Origin of the sequence: Pseudonocardia nantongensis (assembly GCF_046546495.1) — a bacterium.
GTDB classification, from domain to species: Bacteria; Actinomycetota; Actinomycetes; order Mycobacteriales; family Pseudonocardiaceae; genus Pseudonocardia; species Pseudonocardia nantongensis.
Genome location: NZ_JBKGXT010000016.1, coordinates 100,447 through 122,142 on the forward strand (window position 1 = coordinate 100,447; position 21,696 = coordinate 122,142).

Below are 21,696 nucleotides of genomic sequence, written 5' to 3' on the forward strand. Positions count from 1 at the left end.
GGCGCCCCTCCCATGATCGGGAGTGGGCGCCGTTTCCGCTGGTAGAAGCGCTGAGTGGGCGACGGGAATCGAACCCGCGTAGCCAGTTTGGAAGGCCTCGCCAGACTGGCGCTCCCGAGGATCGACCAGGGAGAACAGCGGACGAGATGGCCTGTGGGTGACCGTGGTTGGCCGCCCGTAGTTGCACGCCAATTGCACGGTCTCACCCGAACCCCGGTGAACACGGAGAACAGCCTGCCCAGCTGGTGCAGACGCGTCGATGCCATCCGAGCACCAGCTGGGCAAAGAACCGTTAGAAGCCCATCCCGCTCATACCTCCGCTCGGATCAGCGGGTGGGGCCGCGTTGTCTTCTGGCTTGTCGGCGATGACCACCTCGGTGGTGAGGAACAGGGCCGCGATCGAGGCCGCGTTGTCCAACGCCGAGCGGGTCACCTTGGCCGGATCGATGATGCCCGCGGCGATAAGGTCCTTGTACTCACCCGTGGCCGCATCGAGACCCTCCCCGACCGGCAGGTTACGCACGGTGTTGACGACCACCCCGCCTTCGAGGCCAGCGTTGACCGCGATCTGCTTGAGCGGCGCTTCAAGCGCGACCCGCACGATCGCCGCACCGGTCTCCTCGTCGGGATCATCCAGGCCAAGACCCTCGATCGCATCCCACACTCCGGCCTGGATGAGCGCGACGCCGCCGCCGGCGACGATGCCCTCCTCGACGGCCGCCTTCGCGTTGCGCACGGCGTCCTCGATGCGGTGCTTACGCTCCTTGAGCTCGACCTCGGTGGCCGCGCCGGCCTTGATGACGGCGACGCCGCCGGCCAGCTTGGCCAGGCGCTCCTGGAGCTTCTCGCGGTCGTAGTCGGAGTCGGTGCGCTCGATCTCGGCGCGGATCTGGTTGACCCGGCCGGCGATCTGGTCGGCGTCACCGGCACCGTCGACGATGGTGGTCTCGTCCTTGGTCACCACGACCTTGCGGGCGGTGCCCAGCAGGGACAGGTCGGCGGTGTCCAGCTTGAGGCCGACCTTCTCCGAGACGACCTCGCCACCGGTCAGGATCGCCATGTCGGCCAGCATCGCCTCGCGGCGGTCACCGAAGCCCGGGGCCTTGACCGCGACGGACTTGAAGGTGCCACGGATCTTGTTGACGACCAGGGTGGCCAGGGCCTCGCCCTCGACGTCCTCCGAGATGATCGCCAGCGGCTTGCCCGACTGCATGACCTTCTCCAGCAGCGGGAGCAGGTCCTTGACCGTCGAGATCTTGGACGAGACCAGCAGGACGTAGGGGTCCTCGAGCTCGACCTCCATCCGCTCGGCGTCGGTCACGAAGTAGGGCGAGATGTAGCCCTTGTCGAAGCGCATGCCCTCGGTGAGCTCGAGCTCGAGCCCGAAGGTCTGCGACTCCTCGACCGTGATGACGCCTTCCTTGCCGACCTTGTCCATCGCCTCGGCGATCAGCTCGCCGATCTCGCGCTCCCCCGCCGAGATCGACGCCGACGCAGCGATCTGACCCCGGGTCTGCACCGGCTGCGCCGTGTCGATGAGCTGACGGCCCACCGCGGCCGCGGACTTCTCGATGCCGCGCTTCAACGCCATCGGGTTCGCCCCGGCAACCACGTTGCGCAGGCCCTCACGGACCAGCGCCTGCGCCAGCACCGTGGCCGTCGTGGTGCCGTCACCGGCGACGTCGTCGGTCTTCTTCGCGACCTCCTTCACCAGCTCGGCACCGATCCGCTCCCACGGATCGTCGAGCTCGATCTCCTTGGCGATCGACACACCGTCGTTGGTGATCGTCGGCGCGCCCCACTTCTTGTCCAGCACGACATTGCGGCCACGCGGGCCCAACGTCACCTTCACCGCGTCAGCGAGGGTGTTCATGCCCCGCTCCATGCCCCGACGGGCCTGCTCGTCGAACGCGATCAGCTTCGCCATAACTGCAGATCCACTCCTCCAACCGATGCGGGACCGGACCGGGCGCCCGCGACGGACGACCAACCACAGGGCGGCTGCTCTCACCCCGTCCGGCCTGGCACTCACCGACAGCGAGTGCCAGAGTCCTACTGTGCAGGACTAGGTTCGCCAGCCGCAACCGGGGCACCTACGATGTAGGACCATGAGCCCGAAGAAGGCCACCACCGGGCCCGCCATGCCCGGAGCCGTGTGGCTGCGTGAACGTCCGCCGCGGCGCGGGCAACACGGTCTGACCCGCGAACGGATCGCCGCCGAGGTCGTGTCCCAACTCGACCGCGTCGGGCTCGACGGACTGAATCTCCGCGCGCTCGCCGCCGCCCTCGACGTGCACGCCACCACGCTGTACTGGCACGTGGCGGTGCGCGACGACCTCCTCGACCTCGCTGTTGACGCCGTGTTCGGCGAGATGCCGCTGCCGAGCGAGCCCGCGCACGACTGGGTCGACGACGTCCGCGCGTTCATGCACAACCTGCGCACCGCCCTGCTATCCCACCCATGGTCCGGAGCCTTAGCCAGCAGCCGTCCACTGCTCGGCCCGGAGGCACTTGCACGATCGGAGTTCGTCTACGCCGCACTCACCCGAGCCGGCTTCGCCGGTGGCGAACTCACCGCGGCAGCCGCGGCCGTGTCGAACCTGGTGATCGGGTCGGTCGCCGCCGAAGCGTCCTGGCAGCACGACGGCGAAGCAGCGGCCCGTCAGGCAGTCCACGAACACCTGAGAGTCAACTCGCACACCTATCCCGCGATGGCGGAGCTTTCCCCCCACGCCGACGACTGGGCCGCACAGTTCGCCCAGAGCGTGGAGTTCCTCATTGCTGGCCTCGCGGTGAAGGCGCGACCCTGAAACCGCGGAGACAAGATCTACTACTTCCGGCGATGCCCGATGTTCGCCGTCACCCCTCTTGAACTGCACGGACTCGCTGCCGCGTCTTCCACAGGCAACGGTCCGCTGTCGGCTTCTGCCGTCCATTCCCGGGGACAACCTGGGGCCCGCCCCTCCCCCGCGCCCTTCACGCGTCCGCTGCGGAGGCCGCACATCGCAGAGGTACAGCTACGGCGCAGAGTAGTCGATGACCAGGAAGTAGATCGCCTCGTCGTCACCAGGATTCGAGATCCGATGCACCACGTCACCGACGAAGCTGACGGCGTCACCGGCCTCCAGATCGACCGCTTCGGAGCCCACCGTAACCCGAAGCCGCCCGTGCTCCAGGGCCAGCCACTCACGAGCCCCGGGGGCGTGAGCCGGGAACTCGGGCCCATCACTGCCTGGGGGCGCGACCACCCGAACAACCTGGATCGAGCGGTCCGGGAGCGCCGGAGACAGCAGACGCCAGGTCCAACCGTTCTCAACCTCCACTCGCTGGTCATCCGCCCGGATCACCACGACTGATTTCCTGCGGTGGTCATCGAGCAATTGCGCCACCGATGACCCCAACGCCCCAGCGACACGATCGAGAACGAGCACCGTCGGCATCTTCGCGCCCCGCTCGACCTCGGACAGCATGCTGCGGCTGACCCCCGCAGCATCGGCGAGACCCTGCAGTGTCAGACCCCGGTGCTGTCGACCCTTGCGAACGCGACGCCCGAGCTCGCTGACCGGCAAGCCGTTCGAGAAGCGGTCGACATCCGCACTCCTCTTTGGTGGAATCACTCCGCGATGGTAGACCCACCAACGGGAGGACACATGGCACTCGCACGCTGGGGCTTTCTGTACACGGCCACCGGAGCCGATCCAGAGCGCGACGTCACCGTCGCCGACACCGGCTCCTGCCGCACCATCCTCGTCGGCATGGAACGCCCCGACCAGAGCATCGAAGTGGCACGGAAGCTCGTCGAGCAGCACGACGTGCAGCTGATCGAGCTGTGCGGTGGGTTCGGTCCCGTCTGGGCCTCCCAAGTTCTCGACGCGACTGGGCACAAGATCCCGGTCGGCGCGGTTGCATACGGCCCAGAGTCGGTGGACGGGGTCCACGAGATCTTCTCCTGAGCGGATGCGCTTGGAGACGTACTGCCACTGGGGAAATGCCGACAAGGCCGAAACACCGCCAATCCGGCCGCTGACCTGCTGTTCCACTGACCGTGACAGGTCGTCGTTGGGCGTCGCTGGCTGCGCTGGTTTGTACCGGTTTGTACCCGGCCATGGCGGTCCACCGCTCTTCCGCGCACGTAGACCGCTTCGGCTCGAAGCGACCGAAGCGCCACGTGCAGCTCGGGGAATACGCAGGAGATGGCCAGCGACGCCCTCCGCATGCCGGGCAGGCCAGGAGCACGACGCTTAGCTGCGCGCTACTACATCCGGTGTTCGGCGACGATGTGGGCGGCGCGTCGAGCGGCAGCGTCGGCGAGGCCAGGATGGTTCTGGGCAATGGCGGCGTGGATGGCGTCGAGGACCGCGCTGTGGACCAGTCGGCTTGCTCGTGCTTCGACGTGGTGGCGGGTCTCATGGGAGCCGGCGACGACGGAGTGATCACAGACCTCGGTCAGCGGGGACCGATGGAAGCTGGTGATGCCGATGGTGGCCCCACCGGCGTCTCGGGCAGAAGTGACGGCGGCGAGCGTCTCCCGGGTCTGGCCGGTGTGGCTGATGGCCAGACATGCGGCTCCCGGGCGAAGGAGGGCAGCACTGACGTGCTGGACGTGGGCGTCCGGGGGTGCTTCGGCGAGCAGCCCGATGGAGCGGAACCGGTAGGCGCAGTCTTGTGCCAGCGGCGCCGAGGTTCCGACTCCGACGACAAGAACGTGCCGGGCCTGGGCAACGACGTCGACGACCGCGGTGAAGGCGTCCGGGTCGACGGTGGATGCGGCGGCGGCGAGGGCGTCGGCACTCGACCGCAGCACCGAGGCGAGGATGCCGCCCGGGCCATCAGCCGGCTCAGCCTCCACGTCGGCGGGACGGGCGGATTCAGCGGCCAGGCGGAGCTTCAGGTCGCCGAATCCGCGCAGGTCGAGGTCCTGACAGAATCGCACCACGCTGGCCAGCGACGTTCCGCTCTCGACGGCTAGGTCGGTCACGGTCAGCTCGACGACCCGTCCCGGGTCGCGCATCACGACCTCGGCGATGCGCCTACCGGTCGGTGACAGGCTCGGAGTCAAGCCCCGAATCCGTTCCCGCACCGACCCGGTGAGTCGTTCACCCGACCCGCCGGACGCCGCTGTAGAGGTACTCACACCGCCGACGATAGCGACCGTGGAAATCAGATCCATGACTCTTTGCTCTGCCGGCTAGATCTTCCATTCATCGTTCATCTTGCATGCGGCTGCTGTTTCCGGACCGTGGCTAGCGTCGGGTGCCATGAGGACCAGCAGCACGGGCGCGATCCTGACCACGCACACCGGAAGCCTGCCCCGGCCGCCCGGGTTGGCCGAGACGATGGTTGCCCGGGAGAACGGCACTGCCGACACCTCGGCGCTGGAAGCACTGCCGGACATGGTTCGCGCGGCGACCACGGAGGTGCTGCGCCAGCAGGGTGAGACCGGCATCGCCGCGGGCAGCGACGGTGAGCAGGGCAAGATCGGGTACAGCACCTACGTCAAGGAACGCCTCAGCGGGTTCGACGGCGAGGCCGGCGCGCTGTCGTTGGCCGACCTCGACGACTACCCCGAGATCACCGAGCAGGCACTGGCCGGGCTGGTCACCGCCACCCCCGCCTGTACCGGCCCGGTCCGCTACACCGGCACCGACACCCTCGCCGCAGAGCTCAACGACCTTCGGACCGCGCTGAACGACGTCGGCACGGCGGGCCCTGCCGAGGTCGTGGTCCCCGCCGCCTCCCCCGGCGTGATCTCCATCTTCCTGGCGAACCAGCACTACGCCTCGCACGAGGACTACCTCGGCGCACTCGCCGACGCGATGCGCACCGAGTACGAGGCCATCGTCGACGCAGGCTTCCTGCTCCAGATCGACTGCCCGGACCTGGCCATGGGCCGCCATGCCCAGCACACCGGTGCGACCGTCGATGAGTTCCGCCGGGCGATCGCCGGTCACGTCGAGGCCCTTAATGCGGCCACGGCCAACATCGATCCGGACCGGATGCGCATGCACCTGTGCTGGGGCAACTACGAGGGCCCGCACCACCGCGACGTCGACCTCGCCGACGTCATCGACATCGTCCTGCCAGCTCGGCCCCGGGCACTGCTGCTGGAAGCAGCCAACCCGCGCCACGCGCACGAGTGGCAGATCTTCGCCGACCATCCACTGCCCGACGACAAGATCCTCGTGCCCGGTGTCATCGATACCTGCACCAACTACATCGAGCACCCCGACCTGATCGCGGAACGCCTGACCCGCTACGCCCACACCGTCGGCGTCGAACGCATCATCGCCGGCACCGACTGCGGGTTCTCCACCTTCGCCTCGTTCACCCCGGTCCACCCCCGCATCGCCTGGGCGAAACTCGCCTCCCTGGTCGAGGGCGCCCGCCGCGCCGGCGAATCACTGCGCAGCCCCGCCACCGCGATCGGAGCCCACGCATGAACCTCGACCAACACCGGACCGAACCGATGACCGTGCTCGCCGTCGGCGACGTCGTCGGCTCCGATGCCGCGGACTGGCTCGCCGACCGCCTACCGACGCTTCGGGAGCAGCACCAAGCCGACTTCATCATCGTCAACGCCGAGAACTGCGCGGTCACCGGCCCGATCCCGATGGACGGCTTCGGCATGACCGTCGAGGTGATCGACCGGCTGCTCGAGGCCGGCGTCGACGCCATCACCGGCGGCAACCACTCCTGGGACGGCCCCGACGTCGACGCCGTTCTCGCCTACCCTCAGGTCATCCGCCCGGCCAACCTCGACGAGACCCACGGCCAGGGACTGATCACCCTCCGGCAGAACAACCGCACGCTTACCGTGATCAACCTGCTCTCCCCCACCGCGGCGCTGCCCGGCATGAAAGCACCCCAACCGGAACCGCTCTGGCCGTCCTGGACCACACTCGCCGCCACCGAGGACCTCCCCGGCGCCGTCCTGATCGACCTGCACGGAGAATCGCCCTGGGAGAAGGCCTCACTCGCCACCGCCCTCGACGGCCAGATCGGTGCGCTCGTCGGCACCCACACCCACGACCCCACCCTGCGCGGGCACCTCCTGCCCGCCGGCACCGCCTACATCGCCGAGCTCGGCATGACCGGCCCCCTCGGCTTCACCGGCGGCGGGTTCGACCCCGCCCATTTCGCAGCCCGCCTCCGCGGCGAGGACCACACCGCACTACCGCCCTACGAACTCGCCACCGGGCCCTTCACCCTCGGCGCCGTCCGCGTCGAGATCACCACCAACGGCACGGCCACAACCATCGAGCGCATCACCTAAGCGCCGGAACAACACAAGAGGCAGCAGATCGACAAGATCTTCTGGGAGGCCAAGCAGGCTGCCTGATCCAGGCGCTGAAAGCGGCGCTGACCAGCGGGAACCCACTCCCGTCGGTCAGCGTCGCTTTTCGTTGTTGGGTGGTCTCCCACGGCCCAGCGACGGCCCAGACGGCCCGGAAACGGCCCAGCAGTGGCGCTGCCGAGCACTGCCTTGCAAATGTGGATCAGGAGCCCTTCTCATACCGCTCCCCCAGGTTGCGAGAGGTCCTACGAGACTCATGTTGACCGCCGTTGCCCGGATCGTGTGGCACGTACGGGCACGCTCGGCTACTTGTTCTGTCGCATCGCCGGGGAGCTGCGGGGGTGCCACCGATTCCCCGCACCTAGCGAGTCACGTCAGTAGCCGCCGGTGGTACCTCCGCCCAGGCACCACGCGGCTCCACACCGCGCGATGAAGGCATCGCACACATCATCCTGCCCCCGCGAACACCACACGCCGACTACGGTCGAGAGCGACCGAACGTCTAGACCGGACACCTGCCCGCGGGTGGTGGTTCGGAAGGAGCGACCCCGTGGCCCTTGAGACCATTGCTTTCGAGCTGGTGGCGCCGAACGTCGAACTCGGCCGGCAGCGCGCCGTCGAGGAGGCGGGCAAGGTACTGGAGCACTCGGCAGCGTGTGGCATGCAGGATCGGATCGGGCACATCCTGATCCCCGGCATGATCGAGGAGGACGACGACCGCCCCGTGGCGATGAAGCCGAAGATGGATGTCCTCGACTTCTGGTCGACGATCTCGCCCGAACTTCCGAACGTCCGTGGCCTGTGCACCCAAGTGACCTCGTTCATGGCCGAGACGCAGTTGACCCAGCGGCTGAGCGCGCTGCGTGGCGCAGGCATGGACGGAGTCGTCTTCGTGGGTGTCCCACGGACGATGAACGACGGCGAGGGATCGGGAGTGGCCCCCGTCGACGCGCTGGCCACCTACACCGATCTGGTGCCCGAGCGCGGCGCGGTCGTCATCCCCACCCGCGATGGCGAGGTCGGCAGGTTGAACTTCAAGTGCGACCAAGGCGCGACCTTCGGCCTTACGCAGCTGCTCTACTCCGACCGGATCGTCGAGTTCCTCCGCGACTTCGCTCGGCAGAGCCCGCACCGGCCGGAGCTGCTGTTGTCCTTCGGCTTCGTGCCCCAGGCCGAGAACCGGGTCAACCTGATCAACTGGCTGATCCAGGACCCCGGCAACCCACTCGTTGCTGAGGAGCAGGCCTTCGTGACCAAGCTCGCTGACGGGGAACCTGCCGAGAAACGCACGATGCTGCTCGAACTCTACAAGCGGGTCGTCGACGGAGTGCTCGAACTCGGATTTCCCGTCAGCCTGCATCTTGAAGCCCCGTACGGTGCCAGCGCACCAGCTTTCGAAACCTTCGCTGCCTTGCTCGACTACTGGGCTCCGGACACCGCGTGACGTGTACGAGTTTGAGCAGCCATGGCGTGAGATGGATGGAGTGATGATGTCACTAACCGGCCCATGTGAACTATGTGGAGTCTCGGACGTTGTCACAGATCCCGCGGACGGCGACCAAGCGTTCTGGATTGCATGCGAGTTTAGCGGATCGACTGAGCACTATTTGTGCCATAATGATCACTATCTTAGCGCGCGTGCGGAACACGTTCTTTCTCACCACTCATCGAACTGTATCGCGACCGGCATTGAGGCGGCCAATTCGAGCGGCGGAGCGCATGACGACGAATCAGCGTACGTTATCGCGTCGCAAATAGTTGAAGACACCAGAGGCGATTGCACGTGTAAGTCGATGGCGTTTCGCGATTGCACCATTTGCCAGACGTAGCGCGCGGCAGTACGGCCGTTCCTCGCCCGGTCCGATACCCCGTCCGCTCCGGCTCGTACCGCTGCGCGTTTCGGCGGTCGACCTGAGCTATGAGGCCGCCGAGCGCGAGCACCGCTCTCCTAACGCGAACCAGGCCCGCCGCCTGCCTGCGCGTCCCGCTCGGCGCCGTCGATCACCAGCTCACCCGTTGCCACGTCGTGTCAGCGGGTATCGGTGCGATCCGGGGCGGATGTGCCCCAGATGTGCCCCGGCGCAAGCCGCTCCCCTGCGCTTGCTGAGTGCCATCCCGTCGACCTGCTGCAAGCCGACCGCGCGGGCGGCCGTGGGCGGCCCTCGACGCAACCGCCGGCTGATCTCGTAAAGCTCCGCCCACGGTCGTCCGTGTGGTAGCCCGGAGGGAGGTCGGCGGGATGGCACGGCCACCATCCCGGAGAGCTGCCCGCCCGGCAAGGGCCATTAGCCTGTTGTCTCCGAACGGTCAATCCGGATGCCCGCACCGCCGGTGAATCCGCTTCCTTCGAGTGCTCTTTCGACACATCCAAGCGCCCAGCCGAGTGCAGTCGAACTCCACTCCGGAAGAGAGACAGTCAGCGAACGCTTTACTGTGCGATCCTCTGATATCCACCAGCGCCAGGGGGCGTCCCGCCTAGCCGCGCCTACCTCTATTTCGTCGGAGCCGGTTAATGAGATACCCGATTTATTCTCCTCAAACTTGGCGAGCCATTCACTGGCCCGCCCAATTATATACTCAGTATCAGTCTGATGCGGCATCTCGATTGTGACTAGTGCACTGCAACGCGCCGTAGACTCTCCCATGTCCAGCCATGACTTGGCTCCGAACGCTGCCCATGAGTCGGGCGCCCTGCCTGATACGGGGAAATATGCCACCAAGCCGGACACCTTCAGATCGCCGAAGCGTTTCAAGGTTGACATTGCGCAAGTTGTGAACAGCTCTACTGGCAGCGGGGCACTTGGCGCTACGGTCGGAGTGACCTGAAACCAGCCCAGGAGGTCCGATCGCTGGTCGGCCGTGAACATCGGACCATCGGCGTCGTTCATTCCCCAGACTCCACCGTGCGCATCGGACGCAAGTCCATGCATTTGTGAAAGTGAGTGAAAGACGCTGTAACAATCTGGACGCTCGTCTCGGGACAAGTACTCGACACTTTTAGCATTCGGCGTCAGTTGGCCGTAAATGCCGAGAGCAAGCGAATCGATCATAGAGCTCTCCAGTTTGAGCGGCTACTGAGCGACCACTAAACACTGCAGGGAAGTGGGCGCGATTCCGTGATGGTCTTCCCGGGACTGTCAATTTTGTCGACGACATCGACGTCGATCAAGCTGCGCCAGTTCATCGTAGCCGTCCCGACGCAGTTCGCTCGACCAGTGGCTCGCTTACCTCGCCCAGGGTCGCCCGGAGCTAAGCGGGCGGGCGGTCCAGGGGGCCCTACACTGGTCCATGTTGCACCTTTCTGGACCTGCAGTTGAACTGTCACATCTGCACGCAGCGAGGGGTCCGGATGGAGCCACCACCCATGCCCGGACGCAGCCCGCGGCCCGCCTGAGGTGGATATATGAACGAAGTCCCCCTTTCCGAGTCCTGGCGCTGCCTGCGACGGAGCATTAACGTCCGATTGATTCGCGTTCGCGACGCCGGGGCCCACCAGTGCGACAGCCAGCGCGCAGATCATAGCTGCGGTCGCCTTCAAGTAACGTCTTGTCCGGAGGGTCGACGAGTCACGATCAACTTCGCACGCGTTCGACATGGTCGAACTGCACCACATTGGCATCGACGCTGCCGTCAACTTGACCCGATCGAGTGGCGCACCTCGGGGACGCGTGGTCGGCGACCGGCCGGAGGCCGCACGCGCCGACCACGGCGCCGGAGGCGCCGCCTTGATACTGAATGGAAGGTCTAAACACGGCGGGCGCCGGGTCGCCGGGTCGCTTGTCGTGTCCCGGCTGATGCCTGCCCCCTTCGGGTCTCACCTGATGCTTGACGCCCGTGTGCACGCCCACCGGGTACAGTCCGAAGCATGTGGCTCCCGCTCGCGAAGCGCCCCCGCACCGCCTGAGGCGGTGCACCCCGCCGTCCGATCCGCTGCAGGGTCCGACGGCCTCTCACCCGTGCCGACATGGGCTCGTTGTGTAGACGTGCCACCGCCGCGTCCCCTCACCAGCATTCAGGGACAACGCGACCGTGGAGACACCCACCGTCGGCGGCCACGCCGACGCCTCTTCTTCTGATCGACCGGCACTGGACGCGATCGTGCATCGCCTGGCGTGCCCGCACTGCCGTGCGACACCCCTGCGCCGCGACCATCGCAGCATCCGCTGCCGGGCAGGACATTCGTTCGATATCGCCCGTCAGGGCTACGTCTCGTTGCTGTCGGGCCGGCACCGACACCGCGGGGACACCGCGGCCATGGTTGCTGCCCGCGAGACGTTCCTGAGCAGCGATCACTTCCGTCCGCTGCGCTCGACGATCACCGCACTCGCCGCCGAGCACGCACCGCGCCTGCCCGAACTCGTCGTCGACCTTGCCGGCGGCATCGGCCACTACCTCAGCTCCGTGCTCGACGCCCTCCCAGGGTCGTGGGGGCTGGCCGTGGATCTCTCCCCCGCGGCGCTACGTCGCGCGAGTAGGGCACATCCGAGGGCGGCCGCGATCGCCGCCGACGTGTGGGAACCGTTGCCGCTTGCCCCACGGACGACCGGCGTCGTGCTCAGCGTCTTTGGGCCGCGCACCGTCGCAGAGATCGACCGGATCCTGACCGACGAGGGCGTCGCCATCGTTGCCACTGCGGGGCCCGAGCACCTGCGTGAACTACGAGACCGTGTCGGGACGATCGGAGTCGACCCCCGGAAACCCGACCGGCTGCGACGAGCCTTCACCGGGTTCGTCCAGGTCGCTCAGCACGCGGTGCGCTGGCGTCTGGCCCTGCGGCACGACGAGGTGGGTGCACTGGCAGCGATGGGGCCCAGCGCACATCATTCCGATCCAGAGCAACGACAACGGGCGATCGAGCAGCTACCCGATCTCGTCGGGGTCACCGCCGCGATGGACGTGACCGTGCTGCGACGCCAACGCTGAACGGGTAAGCACAGCCACGGTCGACGGCGAAGCGATCACGTCTGGACCACGGAGCAGCGCGAGGAGCTGTGCTAAACGGTCGCGGCATCGACGACAGTGATCCATGCGGCGGCGCGATCGGCATCGTTGCCGCTGGCGTTCGCGAGCCGTCCGGCCAGTTGTCGGGCAGCGCCGCAATCGTCAGCACTGGCCTTCAGTGCGAAGACCGCGATGTCGTAGGTGGCGTCGCCGTTCATCCCACGGGGGTCGATGAACCAGAGACGTGACTGGCTACGCAGGACATTGGGCGGCGAAAGATCACCGTGGCAAAGGGCTGTTGGTGCGGTCGTGGCAAGTTGGGCGAGGACCGCGACTGCCGTGTGCCGAACCTTCTCGGGCTCGGCGCTTCGGTGGGGGGGCTGGTCGTCGGTCGGCGGATCTGTGAGCCGCGTCCGGAGCCACGGGACGATGCTCGGTGCTGACGGTGGGCCGGCAGTTTCAGTGCCCAGGATGCGCAGCATGGGCGTCACGCTCGACAGCTCGTCTGTGCTGACGTTCCCGTGTGTGAGAGCGGTTCCGGGGGATACGACGTCCATCGCGGTCCAGGTGCTGGTGGAAGTATCGCGGACGAGGTGCACGGCGGGGGCGAGGTCGATGCGGGCCAGGTGCTCCAGCACCGCGGCCTGGTGAGTGGCATCCGGGTCAGGACTCGACCGCAGAATGAGGTGCGCACCGTTCCGGGTGGTTGCCTCGACGACGTGGGCGAAGCGTGCGGCGAAGGTCCGTCCGGTCGGTGTCACTGCGAGGGCTTGGCATATCTCGACCAGCTCGGCGGGTAGGGCCGCGACCCATGCGGTCCCGCGGTCGGGCCATCGGGAGCGTGCGGCGTCGGCGACGGCCTGGTTGAGCGAGGGCATCAGCGCAGTGCAGTGGCGAGCGTGTGCATGTCGTCGACGACGACCAGGGCGTCCGCGTCGGCGAGTCCCTCGGCGCGGTCGGGCTTCTTGGCGTAGCCGATGCAGGGGACCCCGGCGGCGCTTCCGGCGATGGCGTCGGTGATCGAGTCCCCGACGAACACGGCCTGGGTCGGTGCTGCTCGGGTGATGTCGAGTGCGGCGTTCAGGAGGTGGGGGTCGGGCTTCATCTGCTCGGGGTGGCCGAAGGGCCGGCCGATGATGTGCGCGACATGGTCGGTGAGGTCGTGACGGGCGAGGTAGGTCCGGATTGCCCGTTCGGAGTTGTTGCTGACGATCAGCACCGTCCGGCCGGTCGACGTGGCAGCGCGGATGAGCTCGTGAGCCCCGGATGTGGGTGCGGCGACGGCGGCGGCGCGGGTCTCGTGCTCGATCACGTGGGCCTCGACATCCCGGCCGGATTCCGAGGAGTGCCGGTAGGCGGCGCGCAGAAGCACGAGCGGATCGTCGGTGTGGATGTCGGAGAGATCGACGCCACGCACCGTGGCGAACCGGCGGACGGCGTCAGCGACATCGGGTGCGGAGGGGCCGGCGAACAGGTGCGCGACGGGGCCGTCGAAGTCGAGCAGGATCACGCGGGCACCGCGGAGCAGGTCGGCGAGCTGGGCTCGGGTTCCGGCCGGGAGGCTCACTGCGGGTACTCGCGGCTGATGGTGGTCCACACGGAGTCGAACCAGGTCCGTGCCTGCGCGACGTACTGGGGGCCGTTGCTGGTCTCGGTGTCGTCGCCGGTGGAGAAGTGGAACAGGGTGGCGTCCTTGCCCATCGGGTCGAAGATCGACACGGGGGCCTTGTCGATGGTGACGGTGTGCTCCAGGACGGGGTAGAAGCCGAAGAAGGCTTCCTCGTCGTTGATCAGATAGAGCTTGAACAGCGGCGAGGCGCTGTGCGCCCGTACCTCGGCGGTCGCGGTCTTCACGAGTCCGAGGTCGGCGAGTTCGCCGACGCCGTCAATGATGCTGTCGACGGCGCGGCGGGTGATCCGGTCCGCGCGCCTTCGTACCGCGGGGTCGTCGGCGGCGGTGTCGGCCCGGCACGGCAGCGCGAGCGGCGCCCCAGGGTCGGACAGCATGACCCGGATCGCGATCGACTCCGGAGTGAGTCGCCCGGCGCGGACCTTGTCCAGGACCTCGGACAAGGTGTTCGCCAGGGTCTCGCCGGAGAACCCGGCGAAGTCGATCCGCACATGCGGGTCCTCGAACGCAGCCTCGATATGCGGGCGCAGCCCGACCGGTAGCTCGGTCTGAGCCCGGACGAAGACTCCGCTCCCCTGCCGGCTGATCAGCAGCCGTTCCGCATAGAGGGGGCGCAGCGCCGCCTTCACGGTCTCGCGGGCCACCCCGTAGCGCTCGGCCAGGTCCGGCTGCGACGGCAGTTTCTCCCCCGCCTTGAGCTTCCCGAGCTTGATCGCGGCACGGATCTGGTTGGCGATCTGCTGCGACGGAGTGCGCGGATCGTCCTGGTCCAGGTGCGCGAGGAAGTCGGCGGGCGTGCTCATGTCTCCACCGTATCCGGTGGCTGACTAGCCCGGCTAGCCATCTTCGCCGAATGGCCTTGACATGGCTAGTCATCTCCATCATTCTGATCTGGCTAGCCAAGCTGGCCAAGTGATTGAAGGAGAGAGCAATGAGGGATCTTCCGGTGGTGCTCGACGGCTTCAAGCTCACGGTGGTGGAGCCGCCCGCACCCAAGACACGGCAGGACGCCAACGGTGCCGATGTGCCGGTGACCGACCGGGACGGGGTGGCGCAGTTCGTGGTGTCGCTGTTCGCGAAGTTGCAGGTGCAGGCGGGGCAGCGGGCCCCGAAGGGTGAGGAGATCAAGGTGACCCTGACCGCGGACCCTGGGGAGGGGTTTCCGGAGGACACCCGGGTGCAGCTGATCGACGCGAAGATCAACCCGTACTCGATCGAGTCCCCGGACGGGCGCACGGTGTCGGGGATCGCGTTCAAGGCGATGGGGATCAAGCACTCCGGCCCGGCGCCGGTGCCGATGCGGCGTGGCAAGGACAACGGGGAGGGCGAGTCGTGAGCCGCCCGGACTTCCTGCCCTCGTCCACGGTCTCGGTCGGGCTCCACGTCTACGAGAGCACCGAGTTCGTGACCCGCACCTACCCGGACGAGGACCGGGTCACGATCGACGCGACCGGCTCCGGCGGATCGGTGACGATGTTCCTCGACCGCCCCGACATCGCCCGCCTGTGCACGGTGCTGGGGCAGGCCGAGCACGACCTGACAAGCAGACAGCACGACAACGGGGCCCGCGCGATCAGCGGTCCGGCCGCCTGACACCGCGGCCCCGTTCTTCCGGCCGGACCTGTTTCCGGCACTTCCATGCAATTCCGAGACGGGGACACCTGTGTCCCGAATCAGGGGTGATCGCCAGTGGTGTGTGGCGACTGCAGCAGTAGCCGCGCCTGCGACGTCTGCGACGGCTACGGCGACTCGACCAACGGAATCGAGTGCGCGGCGTGTGGCGGTTCCGGGGCCTGCCCGGGCTGCTTCGGAGACGGCGAGACCAGCGGCACGGCGTCGCTGGCGGAGACGGAGGCACAGCGATGAACACGACCACGAGCACTCGGCCCCGGACGACGGGGGTCGGGCGGTTGGTGCGCCGGTTGGAGATCGAGCGGCGTCGTTGGTCGCGCAACGACTACCCGGTGGTGCCGACCGAGCAGGCGTGGCGGGCCGGAGTCGCCGAGGGCCTGCGCCTGGCCCAGCTCGCGATCCGCAAGGGCGTGTAGGCGGTGGCGCTCAACCTCGGGCCGCGGGACCGGGTCACGACCCTGCCGAAGGTCAACCGGCGCGCACTGCGCAAGTACGGCGAGTTCTGGCGGGCCCTGCAGCTGGTCGGCGACGCCCTCGCGGAGGCGGAGAAGGTCGCCGCCAAGTCCACCGACACCGGCCAGGGCAAGCGTGGCGGCAAGGGCGTGTCGGCGAAGGCCGGCGCCGACGCACAGCACTGGTCGGTCGCCTCCCCGGACGAGATCTCCGCGTCGGCGAAGAAGGCCCACGCCTCGCTGAAGGTGATGGCGTCGTCGGCGAAGAAGTGGGAGGCCGAACTGGTCTCCCGGGAGTGGAGGAAGTGATGTCGAAAGCCGTCGACCGCACCGTGGAGGAGTTGGACGCGGCGATGCGCGAACTGCGGCGCTCGCTGCACGGGATCCCGTATCGGACCGGTGGGTTCAAGAACACCCACGACAACCTCGCCCGCGACGTCGCCCACCTGACCGTCCATCTGGACTCGGCGCGGGGCGCATTGCGCGAACAGAAGTGACCACCCGTGGTGGTGGGGTCGCCCGCCGAACTGATTCTTGGCGGAAACACACGGCGGGCGCCCCTGCTACCCGACATCTCATCGTGAGGACTGGTAGCAATGACCAAGCGTAGTAGCACCGCAACCCGCATGAACGGCCCGGCTCGATCGCATGCCGGGCGCGCCACCCGGCCCCCGGGACGGGAGTTCCAGGCCCTCGCCTGGGTCGCCCGGCATCCCGGGTTCGTCGCCGTCCCCCTCGTGGTGCTCGGCCTGGCCCTGATCCTCGGCCCGCTCGTCACGACGGCCGTCCTCGGCGGCCTGGTCGTCGGCGCGCTGGTGTGGGGCCGGGCCCACCCGGCGAGCTTCGACCGATTCGCCGCCCCGCTGCTGCGGGCTACGTGGCGGCGCTGGACGGTCTACCGCGGCCGCCGCTGGGCGCAGCTCATGTCTGACACCGGGCTGAGCCGCGAGCACCGCCACACCGGCGCCCAGCTCGTCCCGCGCGTGCTGCGGGTGCGGTCGTCGTCGGCGTCGATCGACACCGTCTACGTCCGCATGGTCCGCGGGCAGGACGTCGCCTACTGGCAAGAACGCGCCTCCGTGCTCTACGAGGCGTTGATCGCGCACCGGGTCGCGATCACCCGCCACCGCCCCGGCGTGGTCGCCGTGGTGATCGAGTGGGAGCTGCCGTTCACCCGCACCATCCCCGCCCCCGACATCCCCGAACAGACCGACGACGTCGACCTCGGCGCGGTCGAGATCGGGGACAACGAACGCGGCGAACCCTTCACCGCCCCCGTCATCGGCGGACACCGCCTCGTCGCCGGCGCCTCCGGAGCGGGCAAGGGCTCGATCCTCTGGTCCACGCTGCGCGGGGTCGGGCCCTGCCTGCGCGACGGCATCGTCCGGGTCTGGATGGTCGACCTCAAGGGTGGGGTGGAGACCGAGCAGGGCGCGCCCCTGTTCCACCGCTACGCCACCACCATGGCCCAGGCGCTGGAGCTGCTGACCGAGTTCCGCGACAGCATGCGGGACCGGCAGGACGACATGCGCGAGCAGAACATCCGCGCCGCCACCCCCTCAACCGGAACCCCGGTGGAGCTGCTGGTCATCGACGAGATGGCCATGCTCACCGCCTACGGCGACCGCACCAGCGTCCGCGACGCCCTACGCCTGCTGGCCGAAGTGATGACCCAGGGCCGCGCGTCGCTGTTCGCCGTCCACGGCTACCTCCAGGAGCCCTCCAAAGACGTCCTCGACGTCCGCGAACTGTTCACTCAACGGATCTGCCTCGGCGTCACCGCCGCGAGCCACGTCGACATGGTCCTCGGCGAAGGCGCCCGGGAACGGGGAGCACTCGCGGACGAGATTCCCGGCGACACCCGGCACGCCGGTATCGGCTTCGTCATCGACCGCGGGTCGCGGCTGCCCATCCGGTTCCGCGCCGCATTCACCACCGACGACGACATCGCCGAACTCGTCCAGCGGTGCACCCCGCCGGCCGATGCCGACGTGATCGACCTCGACACGGAGCGGGGCGCGGCGTGATGGGCACGACCACCGTCTGGGTACTGCGCACCTGGATCAAGTCCACCCTGCTCCTGACGCTGATCGTCGTCGGCACCTGGCTCTACCTCGGCACCGCCTCGGGCTGGTTCTGGGTCGTCACCAGCGGCGCCCTGGTCGCCGAGTACTACGTGATCCGCCAACTCGCCCGCGAATGGTCCTGGGAGGCCCGCGCCACCTGGTGGTGGTCCGCATGACCAGCACAGTTCAGGGAGCGCTGTTCGGCGAGCCCGTCACGGTCGAGACCAGCGACCACGGCCCGGCCGCAACGCAAGACCCGCGCGAGGTCGCCCGCATCGTCGCCGCCGCGCAGGAACCGGGGTTCCTGATCATCGAACGGACCGGGCACGTCCTGCGGGCCGACCCCGCCCGACCCGGCTGCGCTGACGCCGTGTCCCGCCACGACGGGGACACCGTGGTCCAACTCCTGGACTCCGGGCACTTCCGGCTCGGCGGCACCCACCACGTCCACCACAACAGCTCGGAGGGACCGGCCCGGTCCGTACTGGTGCCCAAGGCGACGCGGGACACGGTGTCGCGCTGGGACCACCTCCACCCCATCCCGGCCCCGGAGCCGATGAAGGCGCCGCAGCGCTCCACCGGCGTGATCGGTGTCGACGTCGTCCAGCCCGGCAAGGCGCTGGTCACCCTCGGCGGCACCGGGGCTGGCGGCACCGTGCTGCGCGACGGCACCCGCTATCGGGTCGAGAACGACCACGGCGCACTCGTCGGCCACGCCAGCTCCTACCGGGCCGCTGCGCGTCTCCTGGCCCGCTACCACGGCTTCACACCGGGCCCGGTCGAGATCGAGCACGAACACCGCACCTACCGACGCTGAACCCGCCACCTTCCGCCCCGGCCCCGCCGCGTGAGACCAGCCCCGGCCAGGACCGGCGCCCACCCACAGCCATAAACCGTCCCGGGAGGGATGCCGCCATGACGGCTGCCACCACCCAGCACGACCACGACCTGTCACACCTGCTCCGCTCCGACGGATTCCAGGAATGGCGCCGCGAGGTCACCGCCCTCGGCGGCTGCGCCGCCCCCATCCACCTGTCCGGGTCCTCGCGGATCCACGACCGCGCCACGGGCGCCGTGCTGGCCGAGCGGGAGGGCGACATCCTCGCCCCGTGCGGGAACCGGCGGGCGTCGGTGTGCCCGGCCTGCTCGGACCGCTACGCCTCCGACGCCTACCACCTCCTCCGCGCAGGAATGGCCGGCGGCAAAGGCGTCCCCGACTCGGCCGCAGCGCATCCGCGGCTGTTCGTCACCCTCACCGCCCCGTCGTTCGGGCCGGTGCACACCCGCCGGGTCACCGCCCGCGGGCTCGTCGCCCCCTGCGGGTGCGGGGACAAGCACCACCGCGACGACCCCCGCGTCGGCACCGCCCTCGACCCGGATTCCCACGACTACACCGGGGCGGTGCTCTGGCAGGCCCACGCCGGGAAACTCTGGAACCGCTTCGCCATCCGCCTGCGCCGCATCCTCGCCGGAATGCTCGGCATCAAGGTCCGCGACTTCACAGATCACGCCCGCCTCTCCTACGCCAAAGTCGCCGAATACCAACGCCGCGGGCTCGTGCACTTCCACGCCGTCGTCCGCCTCGACGGCCCCGACGGACCCACCACCCCGCCTCCTGCCTGGATCACCGCCGAGGGCCTCAACGTTGCAGTCCGGGACGCGGCCCGCTCGGTGTCGCTCGTCGTGGACCGGCCGGACGGGACGCCGCTGCCGCTGGCCTGGGGGCGGCAGGTCGACATCCGACCGATCACCTCCACCGCGGCCGCCGCGCTCGAGGACGACCACGGCGAGATCACCGACTCAGCACTCGCCGCCTACGTGGCCAAGTACGCCACCAAAGGCACCGGCAAGAGCGAGGCAACCGACCGGCCGATCCGCGACATCACCCACCTCCGCCACCTCGACATCACCGACCACCACCGCCGCCTGATCGAAACCGCGTGGGAGCTCGGCGGCCTGGACCAGTACGAGGAGCTGAACCTGCGCCGGTGGGCGCACATGCTCGGGTTCCGCGGCCACTTCCTCACCAAGTCCCGCCACTACTCCACCACCTTCGGCGCCATCCGCGGCGAACGCCGCAGCCACCGGCTCGGCGAGACCCTCGCCGCCCTCGACACCCCGGTCGATGCCGGGTCGGTGCTGGTGGTCAACGACTGGCAGGTCGTCCAGATCGGGCACCGCAACGACGCCGAACGCGAGATCGCCCTCGGCATCGCCGAACGACGACGCGAACAACGCCGCAACGGCAACACCGACGCACGGAGGACGTCATGACAACGCGATACCTGACCGTGCCGGAGGCGGCGGACTACCTCAACACGTCGGTGCGCTTCGTCCGCCGACTGATCGCCGAGCGCCGGGTCGCCTTCCATCACGTCGGCCGCCACGTCCGACTCCGGGTCGCCGATCTGGAGGCGTTCATCGAGGCCGGACGAGTCGAGCCGGTGACCGCCGCCGACGTCCGCCGCCAGCTCCGGAAGGTGGGGTAATGGCACGCGGTAACCGACCCGGACACCGCCGGTTCGGACTGATCAGGAAGCTGCCATCCGGGCGGTACCAGGCGTCCTACCTCGGCCCCGACGGACGACGACGGTCCGCGCCGGACACGTTCGCCCGCAAGCGCGAGGCCGAGCAGTGGCTCTCGACCGTCGAGACCGAGTTGCTCCGCGACGACTGGACCGACCCGGGCCTAGGCAAGGTCCCGCTGCGCGAGTTCGCCGAGCAGTGGATCGCCGAGCACAAGATCAGCCGCCGGACCCGGGACGAGTACGCGAGCCTCTGGGAGCGGCACATCGCGCCGTTCCTCGGCGACTACCCGCTCGGCCAGATCAGCACCGATCGGGTCCGCTCGTGGCGCGCGAACCTGCTCCGCGGGGGCCGTTCCGAGGACCGGACGACCAAGGCCTACCGGCTCCTGCGCGCGATCCTGAACACCGCGGTCGACGACGGGCTCATCAAGCGCAACCCGTGCCGGATCAAGGGCGCCGGGCAACACCGGACCCCCGAGCGCCCGACAGCGACCGTCGCGCAGGTCAACAAGCTCGCCGGGCTCGTACCGCGGCGGTTCCGAGTGCTCGTGCTCGCGGCGGCGTTCACCGGCCTGCGGTGGGGGGAGCTGGTCGGCCTGCGGCGCTGCGACATCGACCTCGACGGCGCCGCCGTCCACGTCTACCGGCGACTGGCCGAGCACAAGAACGGAGAGATCGAGGCCGGCCCCACCAAGTCGATCGCCGGCGCCCGCACCGTCGCCCTGCCCGATGTCCTCGTCGGCGAGCTACGCCAGCACATCGCGGAGTTCGCCGAGTCCGGCTCCGAGGGCCTGGTGTTCACCGGCGACCGGGACGGCCCGCTACGCCGGGGGAACTTCCACCGCGCCACCGCCTGGACTCGCACCGTCGTGGCCGCAGGCCTGCCCAGCGGCTTCCATTTCCACGACCTGCGCCACACCGGCAACCACCTCGCCGCCACAGCCGGGGCCAGCACCCGCGAGCTGATGCACCGGATGGGCCACGGCTCCATGCGCGCCGCGCTGATCTACCAGCACGCGACGACCGAGCGGGATCGGGCCATCGCTCAGCGGCTCAACGACCTGGTCCAGCGCGACGACGACAACGCCGGGGACAACGACGGCTAATTGCACGTTAGTTGCACGGAACGACAACGGCGCCCCTCCCAAGATCG

The 21,696-nt window shown here is 68.6% G+C and carries 23 protein-coding genes and 1 tRNA gene; 17 read left to right on the forward strand and 7 right to left on the reverse strand.

Annotated features, from left to right (window positions below):
- Positions 1-55: 55 nt before the first annotated feature.
- Positions 56-177: transfer RNA gene (locus tag ACLFMI_RS18160), tRNA-OTHER, on the reverse strand.
- 115 nt (positions 178-292) lie between these two features.
- Positions 293-1,927 (reverse strand): chaperonin GroEL, encoded by a 1,635-nt coding sequence (gene groL, locus ACLFMI_RS18165; protein ID WP_410949070.1) that lies wholly within the window; start codon positions 1,925-1,927, stop codon positions 293-295.
- Positions 1,928-2,108: 181 nt separating this feature from the next.
- Here groL and ACLFMI_RS18170 point away from each other — a divergent pair, with 181 nt between their 5' ends.
- Positions 2,109-2,810, forward strand: coding sequence for a TetR/AcrR family transcriptional regulator C-terminal domain-containing protein (locus ACLFMI_RS18170; protein ID WP_410949071.1), 702 nt, complete (start codon positions 2,109-2,111; stop codon positions 2,808-2,810).
- Between the two features lie 207 nt (positions 2,811-3,017).
- Here the strand turns inward: ACLFMI_RS18170 and ACLFMI_RS18175 are convergent, their stop codons facing one another.
- Positions 3,018-3,617: a helix-turn-helix domain-containing protein gene (locus tag ACLFMI_RS18175; RefSeq protein WP_410949072.1), complete on the reverse strand. Its 600-nt coding sequence runs from the start codon at positions 3,615-3,617 to the stop codon at positions 3,018-3,020.
- 33 nt (positions 3,618-3,650) lie between these two features.
- On the opposite strand from ACLFMI_RS18175, the gene ACLFMI_RS18180 reads away from it, so the two are divergent.
- A complete protein-coding gene (locus ACLFMI_RS18180; RefSeq protein ID WP_410949073.1) occupies positions 3,651-3,953 on the forward strand; it encodes a DUF6506 family protein in 303 nt (100 codons plus the stop codon).
- A gap of 302 nt (positions 3,954-4,255) precedes the next feature.
- Here ACLFMI_RS18180 and ACLFMI_RS18185 read toward each other — a convergent pair whose 3' ends face one another.
- Positions 4,256-5,170, reverse strand: a complete 915-nt coding sequence (locus tag ACLFMI_RS18185; RefSeq protein WP_410949074.1) for a MurR/RpiR family transcriptional regulator — start codon at positions 5,168-5,170, stop codon at positions 4,256-4,258.
- 88 nt (positions 5,171-5,258) lie between these two features.
- Here ACLFMI_RS18185 and ACLFMI_RS18190 point away from each other — a divergent pair, with 88 nt between their 5' ends.
- The 4 genes from ACLFMI_RS18190 to ACLFMI_RS18205 all read left to right on the forward strand — a co-directional run bounded on the left by ACLFMI_RS18190 (position 5,259) and on the right by ACLFMI_RS18205 (position 12,217).
- Entirely contained in the window at positions 5,259-6,440 is a 1,182-nt protein-coding gene (locus tag ACLFMI_RS18190) for a cobalamin-independent methionine synthase II family protein (protein ID WP_410949075.1), read from the forward strand.
- Positions 6,437-7,273, forward strand: coding sequence for a YmdB family metallophosphoesterase (locus ACLFMI_RS18195; RefSeq protein ID WP_410949076.1), 837 nt, complete (start codon positions 6,437-6,439; stop codon positions 7,271-7,273). The genes ACLFMI_RS18190 and ACLFMI_RS18195 overlap by 4 nt, the downstream gene beginning before the upstream one ends.
- Before the next feature lie 571 nt (positions 7,274-7,844).
- Entirely contained in the window at positions 7,845-8,738 is an 894-nt protein-coding gene (locus tag ACLFMI_RS18200; protein ID WP_410949077.1) for a mycobacterial-type methylenetetrahydrofolate reductase, read from the forward strand.
- A 2,585-nt stretch (positions 8,739-11,323) separates the two neighbouring features.
- A complete protein-coding gene (locus ACLFMI_RS18205; RefSeq protein ID WP_410949078.1) occupies positions 11,324-12,217 on the forward strand; it encodes a putative RNA methyltransferase in 894 nt (297 codons plus the stop codon).
- A gap of 71 nt (positions 12,218-12,288) precedes the next feature.
- Here ACLFMI_RS18205 and ACLFMI_RS18210 read toward each other — a convergent pair whose 3' ends face one another.
- Genes ACLFMI_RS18210 through ACLFMI_RS18220 form a run of 3 tightly spaced genes read right to left on the reverse strand, consistent with a single transcriptional unit; the run spans position 12,289 to position 14,668 of the window.
- Positions 12,289-13,113: a phosphotransferase gene (locus ACLFMI_RS18210; protein ID WP_410949079.1), complete on the reverse strand. Its 825-nt coding sequence runs from the start codon at positions 13,111-13,113 to the stop codon at positions 12,289-12,291.
- Positions 13,113-13,802: an HAD family hydrolase gene (locus tag ACLFMI_RS18215; RefSeq protein ID WP_410949080.1), complete on the reverse strand. Its 690-nt coding sequence runs from the start codon at positions 13,800-13,802 to the stop codon at positions 13,113-13,115. Before ACLFMI_RS18215 ends, ACLFMI_RS18210 begins: the two co-directional genes overlap by 1 nt.
- A complete protein-coding gene (locus tag ACLFMI_RS18220) occupies positions 13,799-14,668 on the reverse strand; it encodes a winged helix-turn-helix domain-containing protein (RefSeq protein WP_410949081.1) in 870 nt (289 codons plus the stop codon). Before ACLFMI_RS18220 ends, ACLFMI_RS18215 begins: the two co-directional genes overlap by 4 nt.
- A 128-nt stretch (positions 14,669-14,796) precedes the next feature.
- Here ACLFMI_RS18220 and ACLFMI_RS18225 point away from each other — a divergent pair, with 128 nt between their 5' ends.
- The 11 genes from ACLFMI_RS18225 to ACLFMI_RS18275 all read left to right on the forward strand — a co-directional run bounded on the left by ACLFMI_RS18225 (position 14,797) and on the right by ACLFMI_RS18275 (position 21,649).
- Positions 14,797-15,201, forward strand: coding sequence for a hypothetical protein (locus tag ACLFMI_RS18225; protein WP_410949082.1), 405 nt, complete (start codon positions 14,797-14,799; stop codon positions 15,199-15,201).
- Positions 15,198-15,458: a hypothetical protein gene (locus ACLFMI_RS18230; RefSeq protein ID WP_410949083.1), complete on the forward strand. Its 261-nt coding sequence runs from the start codon at positions 15,198-15,200 to the stop codon at positions 15,456-15,458. Before ACLFMI_RS18225 ends, ACLFMI_RS18230 begins: the two co-directional genes overlap by 4 nt.
- 269 nt (positions 15,459-15,727) lie before the next feature.
- Positions 15,728-15,913 carry a hypothetical protein gene (locus ACLFMI_RS18235; protein WP_410949084.1) on the forward strand — a complete coding sequence of 62 codons (186 nt, stop codon included), beginning with the start codon at positions 15,728-15,730 and terminating at the stop codon, positions 15,911-15,913.
- 3 nt (positions 15,914-15,916) lie between these two features.
- Positions 15,917-16,258, forward strand: a complete 342-nt coding sequence (locus ACLFMI_RS18240) for a hypothetical protein (RefSeq protein ID WP_410949085.1) — start codon at positions 15,917-15,919, stop codon at positions 16,256-16,258.
- Complete coding sequence (locus ACLFMI_RS18245) at positions 16,258-16,446, forward strand: hypothetical protein (RefSeq protein WP_161152823.1); 189 nt, start codon at positions 16,258-16,260, stop codon at positions 16,444-16,446. Before ACLFMI_RS18240 ends, ACLFMI_RS18245 begins: the two co-directional genes overlap by 1 nt.
- A gap of 99 nt (positions 16,447-16,545) precedes the next feature.
- On the forward strand, positions 16,546-17,976 hold the full coding sequence (locus ACLFMI_RS18250) for an FtsK/SpoIIIE domain-containing protein (RefSeq protein WP_410949086.1): 1,431 nt from the start codon (positions 16,546-16,548) through the stop codon (positions 17,974-17,976).
- Positions 17,976-18,191: a hypothetical protein gene (locus tag ACLFMI_RS18255; protein ID WP_410949087.1), complete on the forward strand. Its 216-nt coding sequence runs from the start codon at positions 17,976-17,978 to the stop codon at positions 18,189-18,191. The genes ACLFMI_RS18250 and ACLFMI_RS18255 overlap by 1 nt, the downstream gene beginning before the upstream one ends.
- Positions 18,188-18,832 (forward strand): hypothetical protein, encoded by a 645-nt coding sequence (locus ACLFMI_RS18260; RefSeq protein ID WP_410949088.1) that lies wholly within the window; start codon positions 18,188-18,190, stop codon positions 18,830-18,832. The genes ACLFMI_RS18255 and ACLFMI_RS18260 overlap by 4 nt, the downstream gene beginning before the upstream one ends.
- 98 nt (positions 18,833-18,930) lie before the next feature.
- The gene (locus ACLFMI_RS18265; RefSeq protein WP_410949089.1) at positions 18,931-20,289 is read left to right on the forward strand and encodes a replication initiator; all 1,359 of its coding nucleotides are present in this window, start codon (positions 18,931-18,933) and stop codon (positions 20,287-20,289) included.
- Positions 20,286-20,504, forward strand: coding sequence for a helix-turn-helix domain-containing protein (locus tag ACLFMI_RS18270; RefSeq protein WP_410949090.1), 219 nt, complete (start codon positions 20,286-20,288; stop codon positions 20,502-20,504). Before ACLFMI_RS18265 ends, ACLFMI_RS18270 begins: the two co-directional genes overlap by 4 nt.
- Positions 20,504-21,649 (forward strand): tyrosine-type recombinase/integrase, encoded by a 1,146-nt coding sequence (locus ACLFMI_RS18275; protein ID WP_410949091.1) that lies wholly within the window; start codon positions 20,504-20,506, stop codon positions 21,647-21,649. The genes ACLFMI_RS18270 and ACLFMI_RS18275 overlap by 1 nt, the downstream gene beginning before the upstream one ends.
- Positions 21,650-21,696: the final 47 nt, after the last annotated feature.

Excerpts from the sequence above, each read along its gene's own strand:
- groL (WP_410949070.1), bottom strand. The coding sequence starts at position 1,927 with ATGGCGAAGCTGATCGCGTTCGACGAGCAGGCCCGTCGGGGCATGGAG.
- ACLFMI_RS18170 (WP_410949071.1), top strand. The coding sequence starts at position 2,109 with ATGAGCCCGAAGAAGGCCACCACCGGGCCCGCCATGCCCGGAGCCGTG.
- ACLFMI_RS18180 (WP_410949073.1), top strand. The coding sequence starts at position 3,651 with ATGGCACTCGCACGCTGGGGCTTTCTGTACACGGCCACCGGAGCCGAT.
- ACLFMI_RS18185 (WP_410949074.1), bottom strand. The coding sequence starts at position 5,170 with ATGGATCTGATTTCCACGGTCGCTATCGTCGGCGGTGTGAGTACCTCT.
- ACLFMI_RS18190 (WP_410949075.1), top strand. The coding sequence starts at position 5,259 with ATGAGGACCAGCAGCACGGGCGCGATCCTGACCACGCACACCGGAAGC.
- ACLFMI_RS18195 (WP_410949076.1), top strand. The coding sequence starts at position 6,437 with ATGAACCTCGACCAACACCGGACCGAACCGATGACCGTGCTCGCCGTC.
- ACLFMI_RS18210 (WP_410949079.1), bottom strand. The coding sequence starts at position 13,113 with ATGCCCTCGCTCAACCAGGCCGTCGCCGACGCCGCACGCTCCCGATGG.
- ACLFMI_RS18220 (WP_410949081.1), bottom strand. The coding sequence starts at position 14,668 with ATGAGCACGCCCGCCGACTTCCTCGCGCACCTGGACCAGGACGATCCG.
- ACLFMI_RS18225 (WP_410949082.1), top strand. The coding sequence starts at position 14,797 with ATGAGGGATCTTCCGGTGGTGCTCGACGGCTTCAAGCTCACGGTGGTG.
- ACLFMI_RS18235 (WP_410949084.1), top strand. The coding sequence starts at position 15,728 with ATGAACACGACCACGAGCACTCGGCCCCGGACGACGGGGGTCGGGCGG.
- ACLFMI_RS18245 (WP_161152823.1), top strand. The coding sequence starts at position 16,258 with ATGTCGAAAGCCGTCGACCGCACCGTGGAGGAGTTGGACGCGGCGATG.
- ACLFMI_RS18250 (WP_410949086.1), top strand. The coding sequence starts at position 16,546 with ATGACCAAGCGTAGTAGCACCGCAACCCGCATGAACGGCCCGGCTCGA.
- ACLFMI_RS18255 (WP_410949087.1), top strand. The coding sequence starts at position 17,976 with ATGGGCACGACCACCGTCTGGGTACTGCGCACCTGGATCAAGTCCACC.
- ACLFMI_RS18260 (WP_410949088.1), top strand. The coding sequence starts at position 18,188 with ATGACCAGCACAGTTCAGGGAGCGCTGTTCGGCGAGCCCGTCACGGTC.
- ACLFMI_RS18265 (WP_410949089.1), top strand. The coding sequence starts at position 18,931 with ATGACGGCTGCCACCACCCAGCACGACCACGACCTGTCACACCTGCTC.
- ACLFMI_RS18270 (WP_410949090.1), top strand. The coding sequence starts at position 20,286 with ATGACAACGCGATACCTGACCGTGCCGGAGGCGGCGGACTACCTCAAC.
- ACLFMI_RS18275 (WP_410949091.1), top strand. The coding sequence starts at position 20,504 with ATGGCACGCGGTAACCGACCCGGACACCGCCGGTTCGGACTGATCAGG.